A 19,181-nucleotide genomic window follows, 5' to 3' on the forward strand; every position below is an offset into this window, starting at 1 on the left:
TTCAAAACATGCACGACAAAATAAATAAGAATTATTTGCATTTGGGTGTTGACACACACCTAAATCTAATTGATAATCACTATCAACAAGAGGGGAGTACATCCTAACTTGTTACGAAATAAACTGATTTGTTTCTCGACCCTGGAACAACGTGTAGCGCACGTTAACTGCTATGGTTACTTGTAAATTCAACACAACGCCCCTTGATGTTGATAACGAGTAACCGCCCTACTATTTTACTTGCTACATTGCTCATATCGGTGACGGTAGATATGAAACTAAAAAAGCCCTTACGGGCTTTTTTTATGTCTGTAATTTAACAAACTTTAATTACTTATAACGCTAAATAACCTGAACTCTGGTTAAGAGATTTACTAACGTATTGAATCATGGTGATATTTAAATTTATTTTCTCTAGCCAGAGATTCTCAGTGAAAACAAGGCGAATTTACGCGTCAATAGCTGGCCTATTGCAAGTAAATTCAACGCAGTTAGCGCTGAAAATAGCTGCTCGAGATAGATTTATTATCCTGAATTCAGATTAATTATTAACGACGATTTTTACGCGCTCGCGCTCGGCGTTGTAACTTTTCGTCTTCTTTGGCTTGCTTTTTAGCCGCCGCAGCCGCACGTAAACCAGCAACCATTATCTCTTCTTCCTCACGCATTTGTGGGGTTTCCATAGTAATGCGGCCAATAATGCCATCGCGTAGTTCGTTAATTAAAATTTCCGACATTTTGTAAGTGTCTATTTGGTTACCACCACGAATACAACCTCGCTTTTTACCCGCTAATTCAACAAACTCCCAGTCACTCTCTGGTAGTTCATCTATTTTGTAGCGTGTTTTTAGTAGCTCAGGGTACGCCTTTATTAAATACTCAGCTGTGTAGCTCGCCACTTCTTCATACTCAAGTGCTGTATCGCGTATTGCGCCAGTTGCGCCTAAGCGGTAACCCGAGTTTTCATTTTCAACTTTTGGCCATAGCATACCCGGCGTATCGTAAAGCATAATGCCGTCTTCAAGCTTAATACGTTGCTGCGCTTTAGTTACCGCAGGCTCGTTACCTGTTTTAGCAACTATACGCCCAGCTAACACATTAATTAACGTAGATTTACCCACGTTAGGAATACCCATAATCATGGCTTTAATTTGCTTATCGGCACCCACCTTGTGAGGCACTAACTTTTTACACAGCTCATTAATACGGTGTACTTCAGCCGCTTTATCATTACCAAAAGCAATTGCTTTTACGCCGTTTTCTTGCTCAAAGTAATCTTTCCATATTTGAGTCATTTTGGGATCAGCTAAATCGGCTTTATTCAAAATTTTAATTACCGGTTTACCTTCACGCAGCGTCGCCACCATAGGGTTTTCGCTACTATAAGGAATGCGCGCATCAAGCACCTCAATAATCACATCCATTTGCGGCATTATTTCTTTAATTTCGTTGCGGGCTTTATTCATGTGCCCAGGGAACCACTGTATTCCTGCTCTACTCATTTGATTTGCAAACCTTTTATTCTAACCCATAACGCCATGGGGTACTGTGTGGGGTACTAAAGAGTACAATTACACTTTTTGTACTTGGCTAATAGTGTCAGTTTACTACACAAAGAGGATTTAATTCTTCTTAAAATAAACTAGCCGTTGAAATTTTAATCATGCTATCGCGCTTAAGCTTTGATAGAAAAATATCTTATTTACGCTCGGATAAAAAGTATGTGGCTACATTGAGCAAATTTTCTTTATTTTTCAGCCTATAAGGTATACAACTAATAAAATAACCTCATGCCCAATACAAACTAAAAACAAAAAATTCAATCCCATGAATAAAACCCAATCAACCGCTATAAAACATAACTAACAATTATTAATCTTACTCAGTAAATTGATATGGCAGCAGTTAAACACTATTGTAAATTTCTTGCTATTTTCACAGGCAATTCATTTAATTGCGCTATACTGGCGCAAATTTTTTCAAATAAGTAGTTATGGCTCTTAAATCCACCATTATGAAAGTGCAGTTGTCGCTTAGCGATATGGACCGTCACGTTTACCAAGATTTTAATTTAACCTTGGCCCAGCATCCTTCAGAAACCGAACAACGTTTGATGATCCGCTTACTCGCTTTTGCACTCAATAGCTGTGATGGTTTAGAATTTACCAAAGGATTAAGTTCTGACGATGAGCCCGAGCTGTGGCATAAAAACTACAGTGAAGAAATAGAGCTGTGGATAGAGCTGGGTTTACCTGACGAAAAGCGCCTTAAAAAAGCCTGTAATAAAGCTAAAAAAGTGGTGCTTTACACTTATGGCGAAAACAACCAAGCTATTTGGTGGCAAAAACAGCAGCCTAAATTACGTGATTTTAAAAACCTTAGTATCTTTAGTTTAGATTATGGTGTTACCCAAGCTTTGGCCAATTTGGTTGATCGTAATATAAAGCTTGCTATTACTATTCAAGATGGCGAGATGTGGGTTAATACCGACACGACCAATATTGAAATAAAACCACAGCAGTTAATGTGATAACACCAAGGTGAGGGGCGTATGAAGGTTAAGCAGGTTATTGTTTTACACGGCTTATATATGTCTGGCTTTGTGATGCGCCCGTTGTGCTCTCGCTTAAAAAGTTCTGGCGTAAAAGTGTTAAACCTAACTTACAATACGCTCACTCCTAATCGCGATACTATTTTTGCGCAAATAGATGAGTTTATAGGCGATCAGCCTTCGGCTTTTGTTTGCCATTCTATGGGCGGGCTTGTTGCTCGTGCGTATCTTGAGGCGAACTCGCCTGCAAGCCAACATGTTGAAAAAGTAATTACTTTAGGCACCCCACATAAAGGCAGCCATATTGCGCAAAAAATGCAGCAAAAAGGGTTTGAATCTTTTTTAAAAAATAGCGTAGAGTTTTTACTTTCTAAAAACGGTAATTGGCCTTTTAAAGCCAAACTTTACAGTATTGCTGGTGATTTACCCATAGGGCTTATGCCGCTTATTGTTAAAGGCAGTTGCTCTGATGGCACTGTATTACTTGATGAAACCAAGCTCAAAGGTATGGCCGAACATAAAGTGTTTCATTTAAGCCATACCAGTATGATTTACTCTCGCCAAGTACTCGATTATATTTTAGAGCGCTTAAACGAAGACGATTAATCTTCTGCCGCTGCTGCAATTTTATAACTAATTAAAAATATAATACCTAATACTAGTGGTATAGGTGCGGCTATATAACCAAAAGTATCAAAGTTAGCAAAGCTGGCACTGGCTAAATGCGCTATTACGCCAATTAAAAACACTACCACGGCGATACCCGTTACGATCAATTCAGCTTTATGTTGTTTAGCTGTTTTTGTGCTCACTTTATTTCTCCTAATGATTGCTACCTCCTTATTATGCGTTATCAAGTCGAATGATTTTTGACCTAAATCAATTAATGCGACAGCGGCGCACTTAACTTGTTTAAAGCTTGTTTTGGATCATGATTTGTAGTGTTGAAGATATATTTTCCCTTCAGGGGTGGTATTTTAATTAATCCGACCCATTACTATTAATGATCTATTTATTATTTTTATAAGTAATGTAAGTACACGATTTATTTAAGCTATTAATCCCATCTATTTAAATTATTTTACTAACGGCTGATGATAGGCAATACTCATTAGCAGTTAACGTTATTAACGGTTATTTAAGGAACAAGCTATGTCACAGGTAAATGCTATTGGTTTAAACAGTGCAAAAAGTGAAGACATTATTAAGTCATTAAACTCGCTACTGAGCAGCTATCAAATTCAGTACATGAACGCACGTGGGTTTCATTGGAATATTAAAGGCCGTAACTTTTTTGAACTACACATTAAGTTTGAAGAAATTTATAACTTATTGCTTTTAAAAGTAGATGAAGTTGCTGAGCGTATTTTAACGCTAGATGGTGCGCCACTGCATGCGTTTTCAGATTACCTAGAAGTAAGTAAAATTAAAGAAGCTAAAGGTATTAGCGACGGTGTAGCTGCAGTAGAGAACTTACTTGCAGGTTACAGTGTGTTGATTAAAATGCAGCGCGAAATTTTAAGCCAAGCAGCCGATGCAAACGACGAAGGTACAGCCGCGCTAATGAGTGATTATATTTCAGAGCAAGAAAAACTTGTTTGGATGTTAAAAGCTTACTTAGATTAATAAAAGTTAAATGCATTAACCGCTGTATTTAAGCAGCTATAAAATAAAAACATCGCCTACTTTACAGTGGCGATGTTTTTATTTGTGCACTTTTTAATTGCTGCCTAATTATTTAGTAAGGCGATAAAAAAGGCCATTTCGAGCGCTCTTTCTTCTAAGCTTTTAAAACGCCCAGATGCGCCACCGTGTCCGGCATCCATATCGGTTTTAAATACTAAAATATTATTATCGGTTTTTAGCTCGCGCATTTTAGCTACCCACTTCATCGGCTCCCAATATTGTACCTGTGAGTCGTGCAGCCCTGTGGTTATTAGCATATGCGGATACTCTTGCGCGCAAATATTATCGTACGGCGAATAGGCTGCAATTACATCATAAAATTGCGCATCGTTAGGGTTACCCCACTCGTCGTATTCGTTGGTGGTTAGCGGAATACTTTCATCTAACATAGTGGTTAGCACATCTAAAAATGGCACATGACAACCAACGCCACAATAAAGCTCAGGTGCTTGGTTTACCACGGCTCCCATTAATAAACCACCCGCACTGCCACCCGATGCAAATACTTTATTTTTATCGCCGTAACCTTGCTCAACCAGCGCTTTAGTAACGTCTATAAAGTCGTTAAAGCTGTTTTGTTTATGTTGTTTTTTACCTTGCTCGTACCACTGCCTGCCTAACATTTCTGAGCCACGCACATGCGCAATAACGTACACAAAGCCGCGATCGAGTAAGCTTAATGATGTACTCGAAAAACTAGGATCAATAGTATAGCCATAAGCACCATAGCCATATTGAAACAACGGATTAGTACCGTCCTTTTTAAAGCTCTCTTTACGGTAAACAACAGATACAGGTACTTTTACGCCATCGCGTGCAGTTATCATTAGGCGTTCTGACTGATAATTATCGGCGTTAAAGTCTCCTAATATTTGCTGTTGTTTTAGTAAGGTTTTTTCGCCTGTAGTTAAATCAACATCGTATAGCGAGCCAGGCGTAGTTAAGCTTGAGTAGTAAATACGGGCACTGCGTGATTCTGGCTCTGGATTCATTGCTATGGCGGCGTAGTAGCAAGGATCTTCAAACGCTAATGTCATGCGTTCACCTTGTTTATTAACAACCACAAAACGGGCTTGCCCTTGCTCGCGCTCACTTAATACTAAAAAGTCGTTAAATAATTCAACACCTTCAAGCAGTACATCATCGCGATGAGCTGTGTGCTGCTGCCACTGGGTTTTATCGGCAATAGTTTGACTGGTTGCGGTCATTAAGCGAAAGTTTTTTGCTTGCCAATTCGTCACTATGTAAAAAGTATCGCCAAGCTTATCAACGTCAAATTCATGGCCTTCTTCGCGTGGTATTAATGCGTTGAACTCGCCGTTTGGCTGGTCAGCATCAAGTACCCAAGTGTCGTTAGTTTCGGTGCTGGCTAAATCAATAATAATAAGGCTTTCGTCGCGACTTTTGCCCAGCCCCATAAAAAAGCTGCTGTCTTGCTCTTCGTACACCATTACATCTTGGCTTTGCTCTGTACCCAGCACGTGCCTAAATACTTGGTAACCTAATAATGTTTTTAGATCTTTTTTAACGTAAAAAACCGTTTTATTGTCGTTAGCCCAAACCACTTGGCCTTCGGTGTTTTCTAACTTATCGGTGAGCATTTCGTCAGTGGTTATATTTTTAAAGTGCACGGTATAAATACGACGCCCTTCAGTATCTTCTGAGTACGCCATTAATTGCTCACACGGGCTCAGTGCTACTTCGCCTAGCTCAAAAAATTCAAATCCGGCCGCTAGCTTATTTACATCTAATAAAATTTGCTTATCGCTAGTACTCATATCACTACTGCGATAATGACGAGAATATTCGTCATCGCCACGCACTTCAGAGTGATACCAGTATTTGCCATCTTTAACCGGTACTGTATTGTCGTCTTTTACAATACGGCCCTTTAGCTCTTCAAAAAGAGTGTTTTGCAATGGCTGCATTGGCGCTAATTGCGCTTCACAATAGCTGTTTTCAGCATGTAAATGTGCTAATACATCTTTATTTTGACGTTCGTCATCACGCATCCAATAGTAATTATCGATACGTGTTTTATCGTGTGTGTTAAGGGTATAGGCTTGCTTTTCAGCAATAGGGGAGCTTGGCAGCAAGGCCAAAGAAAAATCAGAAGTAGACACAAATAAACCGATTAAAAAATAACAATATTTGCCAGTTTACCATAAAAATAAAAAAGCCCACTCATTGCTGAGCGGGCTAAACGGTATAAGTACAATTACTAAAATTTCTGCAATTTTTATTGTTGTCTTTATACCTTGGGAAGAGAGCACCTTGGGAAGAAAGTACCTCAAGAAGAATATCTTAAGAAAAACACCTTGAGAAATAATTCCAATTCAAAACTGTATACAAGCTATTTATTTTACTTGCTGCCAAGCCATAGCCCAGCTTTTACCCACACCGGGTTCAAACATGGCACTTTGCTCACCATTAACACGGCAATATTCACTAAATGGCCATGCTTTACACTGATAAATATGCCCTGTTTTGGGCTGCAATACTTTTATGCCCGCATTATAGTTATCGCCACCAGCGGGATAAACGCTATCGTATTCTGCGCTATTTTCTATTACCGACACATTGCGTTTAGTCAAACAATTAAAACTAACATCCGCTTTACAAATACCGCTTGATTCTAGTGCAAATATTTGATTATAACGATAAGCAACTACTAGCCCTGTATCGGTCATGCGCCCTGCGCTAACTAAGGGAACATGCACATTAATATATTCTGCTATTAGGCGCGGCCACGCATTAGGCCCTCCCTGCTCAGATACCGTCACTTCATAACTAAATGATAAATCGACTAGCTCTCCTTGCATGTCATAAAAGGTTACTACTACAGAATCGCCAATAGATAATTGGACATCCTGATTTAAGCAACCTATTGGTGTCCATTTTCCACAGACCAATGACGTATGCATAAACACAGCAACACCTTAAAATCCAAACCTTGTATTGGTAATACACAAATACACAGCCAAGACATTTAGAGTAATAAACAAACAAATGTAAACTAAATATTAGCTCAGTTTATTAATAAGATGAAGATTATAATTCGCAAGCTTGCAACAATCAAACAAAAGAATGTAACCAGAATTTAAATCTAATACTTAAGCTCTATATAAAACAAAAAAGCCAACCTAATTCGGTTGGCTTTTTACTTTGCTGCTTACTAACAATGCTATTTTAAATTGTAGCTTTAGTGGTTTTTTTACTAAACGGGCGTTTAAATAACGCGCCTATATCCGTTAAAATAATATATAAACACGGTACTAAAATCAGTGTTATTAAAGTAGCAAACATGACAGCAAAGCCCAGCGCTACTGCCATTGGGGTAACAAATTTAGCTTGTAGGCTGGTTTCAAACATAATAGGTAATACCCCTGCAAAGGTAGTAATTGAGGTGAGTAATATAGCTCTAAAACGCGCACAGCCTGCCTCAATAACGGCATCTTTAATACTTACGCCGTTACGGCGCACTTGGTTTACATAATCGGTCATAACTAGGGAGTCGTTTATTACTACCCCTGCGGCGGCTATTAAACCAAAGCCCGACATTAAACTAATATCTAAACCAAACCAATAATGCCCCCAAATAGCCCCCGTTAAGCTAAACGGAATAACCGACATAACAATAAGCGGTTGCGAGTAACTTTTTAATGGCACAGCCAGTAAAATATAAACGAGGATCATGCCGCCAATAAAAAACATCATTTGCTCACTTGCTTGCGCTTGTTGTTCCTCTATTGCGCCACCAAGCTCAGATTTAACTGTAGGGAACTCATCTTTAAGCTGCGGTAATAAGTTCTCTTTAACTTGTTTAACTACTTCACCTGGCTCTATTTGTTCTTCGTCGATACTGCCATATACATAAACTGTACGATAGCCTCCTTCACGGCGAATATAACTAATGCCTGGTGTTTCGGTTAGCTCAACTACATCACCGAGTAATACCTCACGCCCTTGTGGTGTGGTGATCACTGCATGTTTAAGTGATGAAAATGCTTCGCGAGTAAGCTTAGGGTAACGAACCATTACACGTACTTCTTCGCCGTTTCTGATCACGCGCTGCGCTTCACCACCATAAAAGCTAGCACCTACTTGGGTGGCAACACTCGAAAGATCTAAACCTAAGTCGTAAGCAACCGGTTTTAAGCTCATTTGCACTTCTTTACTAGCAGGATCAATGGTCGAGCTAATATCAAACAAACCTTTTTGTTGCTGCAGTAATTGAATAAAACGACGCCCTGCATTATTTAGCGTGTCTATGTCTGAGCCATACAATAAATAGCCAAACTCACCATTACCGTTGGCACCGCCGCCGCCAGCATCATCTTGAATAGTTAACGACTTAACGCCAGCTATGGTTGGCATAGCCTCACGCCAACGACGCGATAACTCAAAGGCGTTATACGGACGCAAGTCTTCATCAACTAATGGCGCTAATAACTGTGACTCTGTTCTACCTTGGTTAAATACCAAGATATCGCGGATCATTTTTTTACCAAATTCACGCTCGGTTGCTTCATCAACTTGCAGCACCATAGCTTCAATGTCGCGAATAGCTGCAATGGTTTGTATGTCTGAAACATTGTCATTCATTTCTACGCGTATTTGTGGAAAGTCGTGCGGTACTTTAGGGGTGGGTACAGTACGTACTTTGTTTGAGGTAATTAACCCAACGCTAAGAATAAGCATTGCTATAAATGCAAACATCACCGTCCAGCGCCATTCTACGCAGCGCACTATAAAACGTTTATACGGGCCATTTACAAAGCCAAAAAAACGGGTATTAAAGCGATCGCGCCAACTGCCTTTTTTAATAGGTGCAAAGTGCGTATGAGCAATATGCGCCGGTAAAATTAGTTTTGATTCAACCAAACTAAATACTAAGCACAGCATTACCACTACCGCTATACCGTAAAAAAACGCGCTTTCTGGGCCGCTCGATAAGGTAAATGGTGCAAACACTGCAATTGTGGTTAATACGCCAAAGGTCGCAGGCGTTGCAACACGATTAGCGCCGCGCACTACGCTTTCAACACCACCACCACTTCTTTCTATTTCGGTGTAGGCGCTCTCTCCTATGACTATGGCGTCGTCCACCACTATTCCCAGCACCATAATAAACGCAAACAACGAAATAATATTAATGCTAATACCAAATACCGGCATCATCATCATTGCACCTAAAAAGCACACTGGCAGCCCTAGCATTACCCACAACGCCAGTTTAAAACGCAAAAATAACGACAACATAATTGCCACTAAAATAGCGCCCTGAAACAAGTTAGCTTTCATCATATCAAGGCGAGCATTTAGATAGTAAGTCATATCCATTAATGGCTCTAACCGTATACTGGGCGGCAGCTGATTATTTTTTTGCTCTATAAATGCTTTAACCGACTCGGCAACCGGGATCATGTTTTGCTCTTGGGTTGCTTTAACCGAAAGGTACACCGCATTTTGCCCATTAAACTTAAAGTAGCGCTCACCTTCAGTAAATTGGTCTTTAATTATGGCAATATCTTGCAATAATACTTTTGCGCCGTACTCGCCAATTTTTACCGGTATTTTTCGAAACTCTTCGCCGCTATAAAATTGATTTTCTACGCGTACCGAAATAACCCCCGAGTCAGTTTTTAGCTGCCCTGCCGAAAAGTTAGCTGAATATCTGCGTACTGCATTCATTACATCGCTTAAGGTTAAGTTATATTGGCGCAGCGTATCGGGTTCAATTTCAATGGCTATTTCATCAAGTGGCACATCGTTAACAACTAGCGATACATTAGAAAGCTGCAATAACTCACTCTCTATTTGGTTTGCAATTGGCTTAAGCTCGCTCAGTGGCAGGTCGGCTACTAAGGTCATGCCTATTACGTCTTGTCTAAACTCTACTTGGCTAATTGTTACCGGCTCCATACCGCCAGGAAACGTGGCTATACCATCTACGCGAAGTTTTACTTTATCGAGCACGTCGGTAAGTTTAACGTCAGTATTTATTTCTAAGCTCGCACGGCCACCATTACGAAACGCACGATACACGCCTTTTTTAATTTCGGTTACATCCTTAAGCGACTCTTCTATTTTTATGAGAATGCTTTCTTCTATTTCTTGTGGCGATGCACCTGGATAGTTAGCTTCAATATTAATGTAGTTAATTTCTACATTAGGAAACATTTGGCGCTGAATAGTAAAGTAACTAATAATCCCCATTACAATGATAAAAAACATCATTAAATTGGCAGCTACCGAATTCTTTGCAAAGTAGGCAATAATACCCGTTTGTTTTTGCTCTATTGGTTCATTCATATTTTGCTGCCTTACAACTGCTGAGTATTAGAGTTGCTTGTCTCTGAGCTTTCAGTTGCGCTGTTAGTACTAGTACCAGCCACTTTTACTTCCATGCCCTTTTGCGGATACTCTGGCAAGGTAACAACGAGTTTATCGTCTGCATTTAAACCGCTGTTAATATAAAAAAACTCACCTTCTTCTCTAATAACCGTTACTTTGCGCGGCTCAAGTTGCTGCTGCTCATTTACTATCCATACCGTTTGATTATTCACTAATGCTTGCGGTAAACGGTAAATGTTACTGAGCATAGCGCCTGCAAATCTTACCTGTACGTAGCTGCCAAATTTAATTGCTGGTTGTTTGCTTTTTAAACCGTAAGGGTCGTCAATTCGCACTACTAAACTACTCATGCGGGTAGCACTATCTACAATACCTAAATCGCGGTCTATTACTGCTTCACGAGTAAAGCTATTTAGTCCTTTTTGAATCACTGTTGCAGTAATACCTTTAATTCGCTCTGGTAAAAAAATACTATCAAAGCCGGCAATAGGAATGATCACCTCTGCGGTTTCTATGTTATTAAGTTCGGCCACTTGCGAACCCATAGATACAAACTGACCCACACCAATATTACGACTAATAACGAGCGCATCGTATGGCGCAGTTATTTCGCAATTTTCTAAGTCACGTTGCGCACGTTTTAAGGCAGCTTGCGCCGATTTAACCGACGCTTGTGCACTCAAAACTTGTGGTTTACGTAAAAATAAATCTGTACGGGCCTTACCAGGAAAGCGTGTTGCTTCGTCTGCTGCTACTTGCGCTTGTGCTTGTTCTTCAATTAAGCCTGCTTGTGCGCGTGCAAGCTCAGCTTCAGCCATTAAAACGGCTGCTTGGTAATTATCTTTTTCAATAGTAAATAGAGTTTCGCCACGGCCAACTACACCACCGGCAATAAAGTTAGGGTGCCAACTTAATACCTCACCCGACACCTGCGCCGACAATTGGGTATTTTCAAGCGGCTTTACTTCACCGTAACTATTAATAATAACCTGATGATTATTTGCCAAAGCACTTTCCACTTTAACGGTAGGGCGTGTATCTACTGGTTTTTTTTCTGCTGATTCTTCTGCAATAGCGTTAATTCCCATAAAGCTCACTATGCCAATGGCAAGTGCAACAAAAGGAAAAACCCATTTAAGTATTCTTGTTTGCATAACTTAATTACCTCAAAAACTCACTAACAACATAATAACAGAGCTTAACCAAATATTAACGACGCATTTGTAAGTAACTATTTCTAAAATAACTCTCAATTAATAAAAAGAATAACAAGTAATACTATAGAGAAATTAAAGCTGTAATTTTTAAGTTTATAAATCAATAACTTTAAACAAGAATAAATAATAGAGGCGCGGTTTGGAGTAATAAGTATATAGTGGCGGCTGCGTCGCCTGTGCTAACTTTCAAAAATTATATTTTTAAATAAAAGCGTTTTATTCGCAGCGCAAGAGTAATAGCATGGTTTATTTATACACAATTTAGAAAGTATGTAGCGCTTTGCTAAATAAAAATAGTGCCGGTTAAATACCTTACCGCATGCCCTGTGATCGTTACATATGTATCACCAACATCGCATAGTAACTGCCCGCCGCGGCTCGAAGCCTGATAAGCGCTTAACGTAGTTTTACCCAATTGCTGAGCCCAATAAGGGGCAAGGCCGGTATGAATAGAGCCTGTTACATAATCTTCATCGCCACCGCTTGCAGGCCAAAAGTAGCGAGACACAAAGTCGTATTCATCTCCAGGTGCGCTGGCAACCACATCGAGCGGAAATAATGTTTTTAGTAACTGCGAATCGGTTTTAAGCTGAGTTACATCTTGCTCATTATCGTAAATAGCAAAATAAGCTTGGCGGTTTTTTAGCACTTTTGTGGGTGCTTTTGATAAACCATTTAGCAGTGCAGAAGGGGCATTTAATACAACAACCGGTGCTTGTTTTGGAAAGGTCATGGCAAAGCTACCATCGCTATTTTTATTAACGACTAACTCGCCCACGGCAGCAGCATAAAAACGCACTTGCGCTAAATTATGCTGCTCACAAAGCACATAAGCAGCTGCCAGTGTGGCATGGCCACAAAAGTCAATTTCCATCAAAGGTGAGAACCAGCGAATAGCAAAGCTGCCATCGCTTTGCTGGCAAGTAAAAGCGGTTTCAGACACGTTGTTTTCTGCGCCAATTTTTAGCATTAAATCGTCGCTTAACCATGTATCTAGGGGGATCACTGCGGCATAATTGCCTTTAAATAATTCATTAGTAAACGCATCTATTTGATGAATAGTTAATTGCATGGTTTAAACTTTATAATTACGAATAGCTTAAACCTGCCACAGTTAAATTAAATTATCACTACTATTTTAAACGTTATACCGTATTAGGGCGCATTTTATAATATTGAATGCAACCAAGCTGCGCAGCGTTGGTGAGTAAAATCATCACAAACGTTAAAATATGCGCAATACTTTGCGTAGCCATAGCAAACTCGGCAAATAAACCACAAATACCCGCCACAAACTGCAAGCTAAAATAACGTGCACTTAAATTACTAATATCACCACTGCGAATAGTTTTATACGTTTGTGGCATTACACGCACCGAGCTCATTACCAAACCAACAAAGGTTAACCACGTTAGTACCTTAGCTGTATCAAGCACTGGGTTAGCTAATAACGTAAATGGAATAAGCGAAAAAGCCAACATACACAGTAACTGAACACGCTCTTTTCGCTCAGCATTATAACGCGCAAAATAGTATAAAATAGAACCACTTAATATACCTGTTACTATAAATGGCAGCGCCATATAAAAGCGCTCAAAATACAGATTAAAGGCAATAAAGTACGTACTTTGTGCAACACCAAAGGTCATCATCAACAGCGATAAACCCGACACGCTGCGATTTTTACGAATTTTATTTAGCAGTGGTAAAAAACTAAAGACTAAAATAAATGAAGACAATACAGGCAGAAAATGTGCCAAAGCAACCTCGCTCGTTACGTAAGTGTTAATAGGAATTAAAATGGAAACATATAATAAACATATGTTTTTAAAGGATTTTATATTATAGCGGCATTGTAGTGGCGACTAGATTTTACTCAACTAAATTGAAAATATTTTTTTAGCAGCTGGCAACTTAGCTATACAAAAATCGTTAGCTTAAGTTCACGCTTTTGCTGTTTTTAGCATAACCATCTGCAAAACTTGAATTGCAATTGATAATTGTTATCATGCGCAATACTTGTCATCTTTTCTTGCTTTATATATGCGAAAAACACTGTTTAAAATTCATAGCTGGGTTGCCCTTATTGCTATCATCCCCCTTATTGTTATTAGCATTACAGGGAGTGTTTTAGTATTTAAAAGCGAAATAGATGGCCTGCTAATGCCAAATAGCCACTTTGTGGTAAAAGCATTACCTGAGCGACTACCTATTGATAAGTTAATCGCTAAAACAGAGCGTACTTACCCTAATTATATAGTAGTTAGTTGGGAAATATTTAACGATGATACTGCTGATCGGGTTTACTTAATAAAGCGCGGTACAGAGCAATGGGCTAAGTTACATTTAAACCAATACACAGGTGATATTTTGTCAGAGCCTGTGGGTACCAGCCATTATTTCACCGATTGGTTTTTAGAGCTGCATTACACCTTTTTACTTAACGATTTTAAAAATTTACCAGGGCAAACGGGCACTGTATTAGGGTTCTTTTTTGCGGTGTTTTTACTCGTATTGGGTATTAGCGGCCTGATTATTTATCGCAAATTTTGGCGACGCTTATTTAGCGTACGCTGGCGTGCAACACTACAAATAGTGCTTAGCGACATTCATAAAATGACCGGCGTGTTAGGCTCACCCATTATTATTATTTTAGCCATTACTGGCGGCTACTTTAACTGGGCTGTGTGGTATCACGAAGTGATAGAACACGCACAAGAAGAGCATTATGTACTAACCAACCCCTTATACAGTCACGACATTTCGTTGCAGCAAATACTCGATGACAGCAAAAAACAAATCTCTACTTTTAACGGTACTTTTTTAGTTTTGCCATTAGAGCCAGACGAAAACATTACCTTATTTGGTGAAGTAAGCACAACCAATCCGCTGGCTAGTGAATACGCCAATACAATTACTTACAGTAAGCTAACTGGCGAGCACATGGCTAACTGGGATATTCGCGAAGTAGGAATTGGCTGGCAAGTAATTGATAGCTTTAGAAAGCTCCACTTTGGCTACTTTGCAGGGCTTGTAAGTAAGGTGCTGTGGGCTGTTATTGGCTTAAGCCCTGTATGGCTTGCAGGTACTGGCTTTTATTTATGGCTTACCCGACGTGCACGCAAAAAGCAGTCACGACAAAACCGTTTAAATAAACGCCGCACAGCAAACCCTTGATTAAAAAACAAACTCATTATAATGTTAGGTAAAGTAGTAATTAACTCTATTTAAGCTACTTACTTTTGTATCAATGGAGTGAGTTTATGAAATTTTATACGCTTGTGATAATTACTATTTTTTCATTAATAACCGGCTGCAGCAGTACTAACAATCAAAAGCAAATACTGCAAACTATACCGCTTACACAAGTAATTAATCATGCTTTATTTAGCCAGCAACCCACTTTATCTGAACAAGCTATTTTTGAGCTGTCTGAGGTCGAGACAGAGCAGTTTTTAGCGTATGCCAAAAAACAGCTATTATCTGGGATTCGTACCGATAGAGTTGTTTATAATTACCTTGAAAACCAACTAACTAACTTTACATATCACGGCGATACACTCACTTCTACACAAACAGTTAATCGAGCGCAAGGAAACTGTATTAGCCTAGCGGTGCTTACCCAAAGCTATGCTCGCATTCTTGGTTTAGATACGAGTTTTCAAGAAATGACCAGCGAGCCTGTTTACGCAAAAGAAAGTAACTTAGTGTATGTAGCTAACCATTTTAGAACTATGGTTTATGCCCCTAAAGAAATAGGTACCGCTAAAAATATAAATCCAATAAGCACAATAACAACCCGCGCAGGTACGTTAATCGACTACTTCCCAACTCGAGACAGTGTTTACTCAGGTAGTGCTAACCATAATGACTTACTCGCTAAGTTTTATAGCAATTTAGCCGCTAGCGCATTAGCAAACAAACAATTAAACATGGCATATTCTCTTATTTTGCAAGCTAATAACTACACCCCTAAAGATCCTGAGCTATTTAACTTAGCAGGCATATTACACCGCCATGCTGGCGACTTACAAAGCGCGAAAAATATTTATCAAGCAGCATTAAATAACAATTATGCGAGCATAAATTTAATTAGTAACTATCAATTATTAGCTCAAAAGCTTGGTGATACTCAGCTTGCGCAGCAGTTATCTTTACAACTAATAAATATAGAAAAAGATCCTTATGAGTTATTAGTACTGGCTAAAAATGAGTTACAAACAGGAAATATTTATAGCGCTAACAAACATGTTGAGCAAGCAATAGTAAAAGCACCGTATATAGCCGATCTGTATTTAGAGCTGGCGAAAATACGCTTTCAGCAAGGTAAAACTCAACAAACACAAAGCTTACTCGAAAAAGCCATCGAACTTGAACGCGACAAACAAAAGCTTAATGTGTATCAAGCTAAGTTACTGTCGTTAAGTATGACAAAGTAAATGTGGGTTTTACGGCACTTAAATCGCCGCTCAAACCCCGTTATTAATTATTTTTACCTTTGCTTTTAAGAACGCTAAAGCGAATAATAAAAACTTAACCATGCGCGCATCTCATCTGCAAAGCTATCGCCTTCTACGCGCGATAAGCCCAAATTAAACGTTAAATCATTTATACCTGCAGGCCCCATCCCAAAGCTAAGATCACCTTGATATTTTAAGCCGTAACTTTGTGCATATACCATGCTATCAAGTTGGTGTTGCTTGTAATAAAGCCAAGGTAACCCCTCTTTAAAGCTAAACCCAGCACCATAACCTTGATAACGCTTTGCAGTTGCACTGTAAAAAGGCAGCTCAGATGAAAGTACAAATTCGCTACTTTGTTGCTGATTAATCAGGTTTGAGCCAAAGCCACCTAATGCAAGGCTGCCATCATCACGTTGCTTTTGCTCAAGGCTTGCATAAAGAGGAATACCAAATGCTTTACCAAAAATTTGGGCGGCTAAATCGTAACCTTGCCAATTATTACTTTTGCTGCTGCCATCGTACCAGCTCGCATAAGTACTTTGGCCTATAACAAAGTCTTGGCGGTCATATTGCCAGCTTTGAGTAACGCCTAAGCGCGTCCAGTTTTTATGGTTTTGTTTGTAGTCAGTGTAATTATAAGCAAGCTCTGGCGTTAAGTTTAACTGCCCAAATTTAAGAGGGTAACTTATTGCAGCAAAACCACCGCGCGCAGTAATATCGGCGCTTAAGCTTGTTTGATTTAAGGATTTATATTGGCGTGCTGTATTTAAATTATAATCAAACACGCTAAGTTTGAATTTTACTGGTAATGCACTGTATTTTGCCTGCACAAAACCACCATGCAAAGCACCATTGTGCAAGTCGGCGCTATACCCTGCCTGTAAGTCGAGCTGTTTTAATAAATCGCTACTTTTAACCCCTAAATTCAACAAACTGGTTGCAGCCGAATAATACTGCGCGCCTAGTGCAAAAGTGGCTTGTTGCTCAAGTGCATTGTAGCTACTTTGTGTGCCTACTTGGTTAGTGTAAATGTTAGCTTTTGGAAGTGTGTGTTGATTAACCATAAGCAGTGGCGCATGTTTAGTGGTTGCAATATCACTAACCATATTCCCTTGGTGTGTTTTCGCTAGTTGTTTTATATTGGGGCCATCTGCGCTAATCGAGAAATAAAGTAATGAGCCATCAGCCATTTCAACGGGATGTGCAACCGCTTCTTGCCCTTGAGTTAGTTTAGTGAGTGTTTTGCTTGCAATATGATAACTATAAATATCGGTAGCGCTATTTAAGCCAGCAATAAAGTAAAGCGACTCTCCATTTTGGCTAAAACTTGGTTGGCTTAAATATTGATACCCGTTTGGCATAGCCACTGATTGACGGTGCTCACCATCCGTATTTTGTATATATAATTGCCAATTTTCGTTTAAAGATGCTGATAAGTAAGCTAATTTAGTTTCATCAGGGTTTAATATTGGGTAGTCATACGCCGTTTTTAAACTTTTACTAAATAACTCAGTGACGACTTTAGTGGTTAAATTTACTTTCACTAATTCTGAGTAACCACCTCTTACTTGCTCAGCATATAAGGTTTCACCATCGCTGGTTACGCTAAAACGGCGAATACCTGCAAGCTCGGTAAGCTGCTCTATATTGCCGGTTTCAGTGTTGTAGCTAAAAACATCAGAAACACGATTATAACTCCCCGATTCCTCAGTACTAAAAGCACTAAAGTAAAGCGTGGTATTATTAATCCATTGTGGGTTAGCTATGCCTGCTCGGTTAATTTGGTTAAGCACTTGTTTTTGCTCACGCTTAAATACACCAGGTGCAGTGTCAGCAATATCTAGGGGATCATTTTCTAATAGCTTTTTTTGTGCTTTATTAAAGCTATTTTCGGCTTTAGTATTTTGCTCTGTGCTGTACACAATGAGCTTAGTGTTATCGTTTTTATCACGCTCTACAATTGCCAGCTTACTGCCATCTTTTGCAAGCGCAGGGTTACTTGCATATAAACTAAGCTGTAGCCACAGCTCACTATTAAGCTTAGGTTCTAATTGCTCTTTGGCCATAGCTTTGTAAGTGTATTCAGCTACAAAACGGCGGTACAGCTTAGCGGCACTTTGCCCAAACACGCCGCTAAATGCTTGATCAAAATCACGCACTTTTACGCCTTGCATGCGTGTCCAAACGCTATCGAGCGTTTGCTCTGAATAGTTTTGCTCTAACCAATTTAAAAAACGGCTACCAATTAAATACGCCATGGAGCTGGCCATAAAGCCACCTTCGGTACTATTTAACTGTGAGTAGCTGGGCAACGCTCCTTGCTGGGCAAACTCTACTAATATTGCTTCTGAGTAGTTATCAAATAAGCGCCCACGACCGGTCATTTTAGATTCAATTAACGTGGCATAACCTTCGGCAACCCAACGAGGGGTATTGCTGTAAGTTAGATCGTATAGATCCCATAGACTGCGTATTTTTTGCTGCCAGTTATTACGTGTTGGCTGTGCTAAATGCACTAAGTGAATGTACTCGTGCAATACCAATAACTGCTGCCAACCTGAGGTATTTGATATAACAGTATCTGATTGTGGCGGCGTGGTAAAAAGTGCCATTATCGGGTTATTTGAGGTAGGTAGCGCAAAACCATTCGCTGCATTTAAGGGATCAAACACCACTACATCTACAGTTTTATCGAGTGCGCGGTTTTGTTGCTCAAGCACTTTGGTACGTACTATTTCGAGCTCTACAGCAGTCGATTTGGCAAAGTCGGTATGCTCAATACTGTAATGCACATTAAAGTGCTCGGTATGAATGGTTTGCCAGTCGTTGCCATAGCTCGGCGCGGTAAGTAATAAAGCCGCTGCGATAAGTGTTTTTTTCATTATAGTCCCTTAGATGATCCCTTAA

14 protein-coding genes are annotated in these 19,181 nt (G+C 39.5%); 5 read left to right on the forward strand and 9 right to left on the reverse strand.

Going from position 1 to position 19,181, the window contains the following annotated elements; genetic code table 11:
- Positions 1–548: 548 nt before the first annotated feature.
- Positions 549–1,502, reverse strand: a complete 954-nt coding sequence (ylqF, locus tag RB215_RS14500; RefSeq protein WP_011329575.1) for a ribosome biogenesis GTPase YlqF — start codon at positions 1,500–1,502, stop codon at positions 549–551.
- Between the two features lie 491 nt (positions 1,503–1,993).
- On the opposite strand from ylqF, the gene RB215_RS14505 reads away from it, so the two are divergent.
- Together RB215_RS14505 and RB215_RS14510 are read left to right on the forward strand one after the other, a co-directional pair.
- Positions 1,994–2,530 (forward strand): YaeQ family protein, encoded by a 537-nt coding sequence (locus RB215_RS14505; RefSeq protein WP_058374423.1) that lies wholly within the window; start codon positions 1,994–1,996, stop codon positions 2,528–2,530.
- A gap of 21 nt (positions 2,531–2,551) precedes the next feature.
- Entirely contained in the window at positions 2,552–3,157 is a 606-nt protein-coding gene (locus RB215_RS14510) for an alpha/beta hydrolase (protein WP_197182242.1), read from the forward strand.
- On the opposite strand, the gene RB215_RS14515 is transcribed toward RB215_RS14510, so the two are convergent.
- Entirely contained in the window at positions 3,154–3,363 is a 210-nt protein-coding gene (locus RB215_RS14515; RefSeq protein WP_011329578.1) for a hypothetical protein, read from the reverse strand. The genes RB215_RS14510 and RB215_RS14515 overlap by 4 nt on opposite strands.
- A 340-nt stretch (positions 3,364–3,703) precedes the next feature.
- On the opposite strand from RB215_RS14515, the gene RB215_RS14520 reads away from it, so the two are divergent.
- Positions 3,704–4,177, forward strand: coding sequence for a Dps family protein (locus RB215_RS14520; protein WP_011329579.1), 474 nt, complete (start codon positions 3,704–3,706; stop codon positions 4,175–4,177).
- A 104-nt stretch (positions 4,178–4,281) separates the two neighbouring features.
- Here the strand turns inward: RB215_RS14520 and RB215_RS14525 are convergent, their stop codons facing one another.
- From RB215_RS14525 to RB215_RS14550, 6 genes are all read right to left on the reverse strand, one after another.
- A complete protein-coding gene (locus RB215_RS14525) occupies positions 4,282–6,360 on the reverse strand; it encodes a S9 family peptidase (protein ID WP_309216622.1) in 2,079 nt (692 codons plus the stop codon).
- 234 nt (positions 6,361–6,594) lie between these two features.
- Entirely contained in the window at positions 6,595–7,161 is a 567-nt protein-coding gene (locus RB215_RS14530; protein WP_193038791.1) for a chitin-binding protein, read from the reverse strand.
- Between the two features lie 265 nt (positions 7,162–7,426).
- The gene (locus RB215_RS14535) at positions 7,427–10,552 is read right to left on the reverse strand and encodes an efflux RND transporter permease subunit (RefSeq protein ID WP_011329582.1); all 3,126 of its coding nucleotides are present in this window, start codon (positions 10,550–10,552) and stop codon (positions 7,427–7,429) included.
- A gap of 11 nt (positions 10,553–10,563) precedes the next feature.
- Positions 10,564–11,748, reverse strand: a complete 1,185-nt coding sequence (locus RB215_RS14540; RefSeq protein ID WP_192531610.1) for an efflux RND transporter periplasmic adaptor subunit — start codon at positions 11,746–11,748, stop codon at positions 10,564–10,566.
- Between the two features lie 346 nt (positions 11,749–12,094).
- A complete protein-coding gene (locus tag RB215_RS14545) occupies positions 12,095–12,883 on the reverse strand; it encodes a PhzF family phenazine biosynthesis protein (protein WP_089368898.1) in 789 nt (262 codons plus the stop codon).
- 73 nt (positions 12,884–12,956) lie between these two features.
- The gene (locus tag RB215_RS14550) at positions 12,957–13,571 is read right to left on the reverse strand and encodes a PQ-loop domain-containing transporter (protein ID WP_011329585.1); all 615 of its coding nucleotides are present in this window, start codon (positions 13,569–13,571) and stop codon (positions 12,957–12,959) included.
- A gap of 283 nt (positions 13,572–13,854) precedes the next feature.
- Between RB215_RS14550 and RB215_RS14555 the strand changes: the two genes are divergently transcribed.
- Positions 13,855–14,988, forward strand: coding sequence for a PepSY domain-containing protein (locus RB215_RS14555; protein ID WP_089368899.1), 1,134 nt, complete (start codon positions 13,855–13,857; stop codon positions 14,986–14,988).
- A gap of 86 nt (positions 14,989–15,074) precedes the next feature.
- A complete protein-coding gene (locus RB215_RS14560; RefSeq protein WP_309216623.1) occupies positions 15,075–16,250 on the forward strand; it encodes a hypothetical protein in 1,176 nt (391 codons plus the stop codon).
- A 74-nt stretch (positions 16,251–16,324) separates the two neighbouring features.
- Here RB215_RS14560 and RB215_RS14565 read toward each other — a convergent pair whose 3' ends face one another.
- Complete coding sequence (locus tag RB215_RS14565; RefSeq protein ID WP_309216624.1) at positions 16,325–19,156, reverse strand: hypothetical protein; 2,832 nt, start codon at positions 19,154–19,156, stop codon at positions 16,325–16,327.
- Positions 19,157–19,181 lie beyond the last annotated feature (25 nt).

It is taken from the genome of Pseudoalteromonas sp. HL-AS2 (assembly GCF_031198805.1).
Classification (GTDB): Bacteria; Pseudomonadota; Gammaproteobacteria; order Enterobacterales; family Alteromonadaceae; genus Pseudoalteromonas; species Pseudoalteromonas nigrifaciens.

Coding starts and splice junctions, on each gene's coding strand:
- ylqF (WP_011329575.1), bottom strand. CDS start 1,502: ATGAGTAGAGCAGGAATACAGTGGTTCCCTGGGCACATGAATAAAGCC.
- RB215_RS14505 (WP_058374423.1), top strand. CDS start 1,994: ATGGCTCTTAAATCCACCATTATGAAAGTGCAGTTGTCGCTTAGCGAT.
- RB215_RS14510 (WP_197182242.1), top strand. CDS start 2,552: ATGAAGGTTAAGCAGGTTATTGTTTTACACGGCTTATATATGTCTGGC.
- RB215_RS14520 (WP_011329579.1), top strand. CDS start 3,704: ATGTCACAGGTAAATGCTATTGGTTTAAACAGTGCAAAAAGTGAAGAC.
- RB215_RS14530 (WP_193038791.1), bottom strand. CDS start 7,161: ATGCATACGTCATTGGTCTGTGGAAAATGGACACCAATAGGTTGCTTA.
- RB215_RS14535 (WP_011329582.1), bottom strand. CDS start 10,552: ATGAATGAACCAATAGAGCAAAAACAAACGGGTATTATTGCCTACTTT.
- RB215_RS14540 (WP_192531610.1), bottom strand. CDS start 11,748: ATGCAAACAAGAATACTTAAATGGGTTTTTCCTTTTGTTGCACTTGCC.
- RB215_RS14545 (WP_089368898.1), bottom strand. CDS start 12,883: ATGCAATTAACTATTCATCAAATAGATGCGTTTACTAATGAATTATTT.
- RB215_RS14555 (WP_089368899.1), top strand. CDS start 13,855: ATGCGAAAAACACTGTTTAAAATTCATAGCTGGGTTGCCCTTATTGCT.
- RB215_RS14560 (WP_309216623.1), top strand. CDS start 15,075: ATGAAATTTTATACGCTTGTGATAATTACTATTTTTTCATTAATAACC.
- RB215_RS14565 (WP_309216624.1), bottom strand. CDS start 19,156: ATGAAAAAAACACTTATCGCAGCGGCTTTATTACTTACCGCGCCGAGC.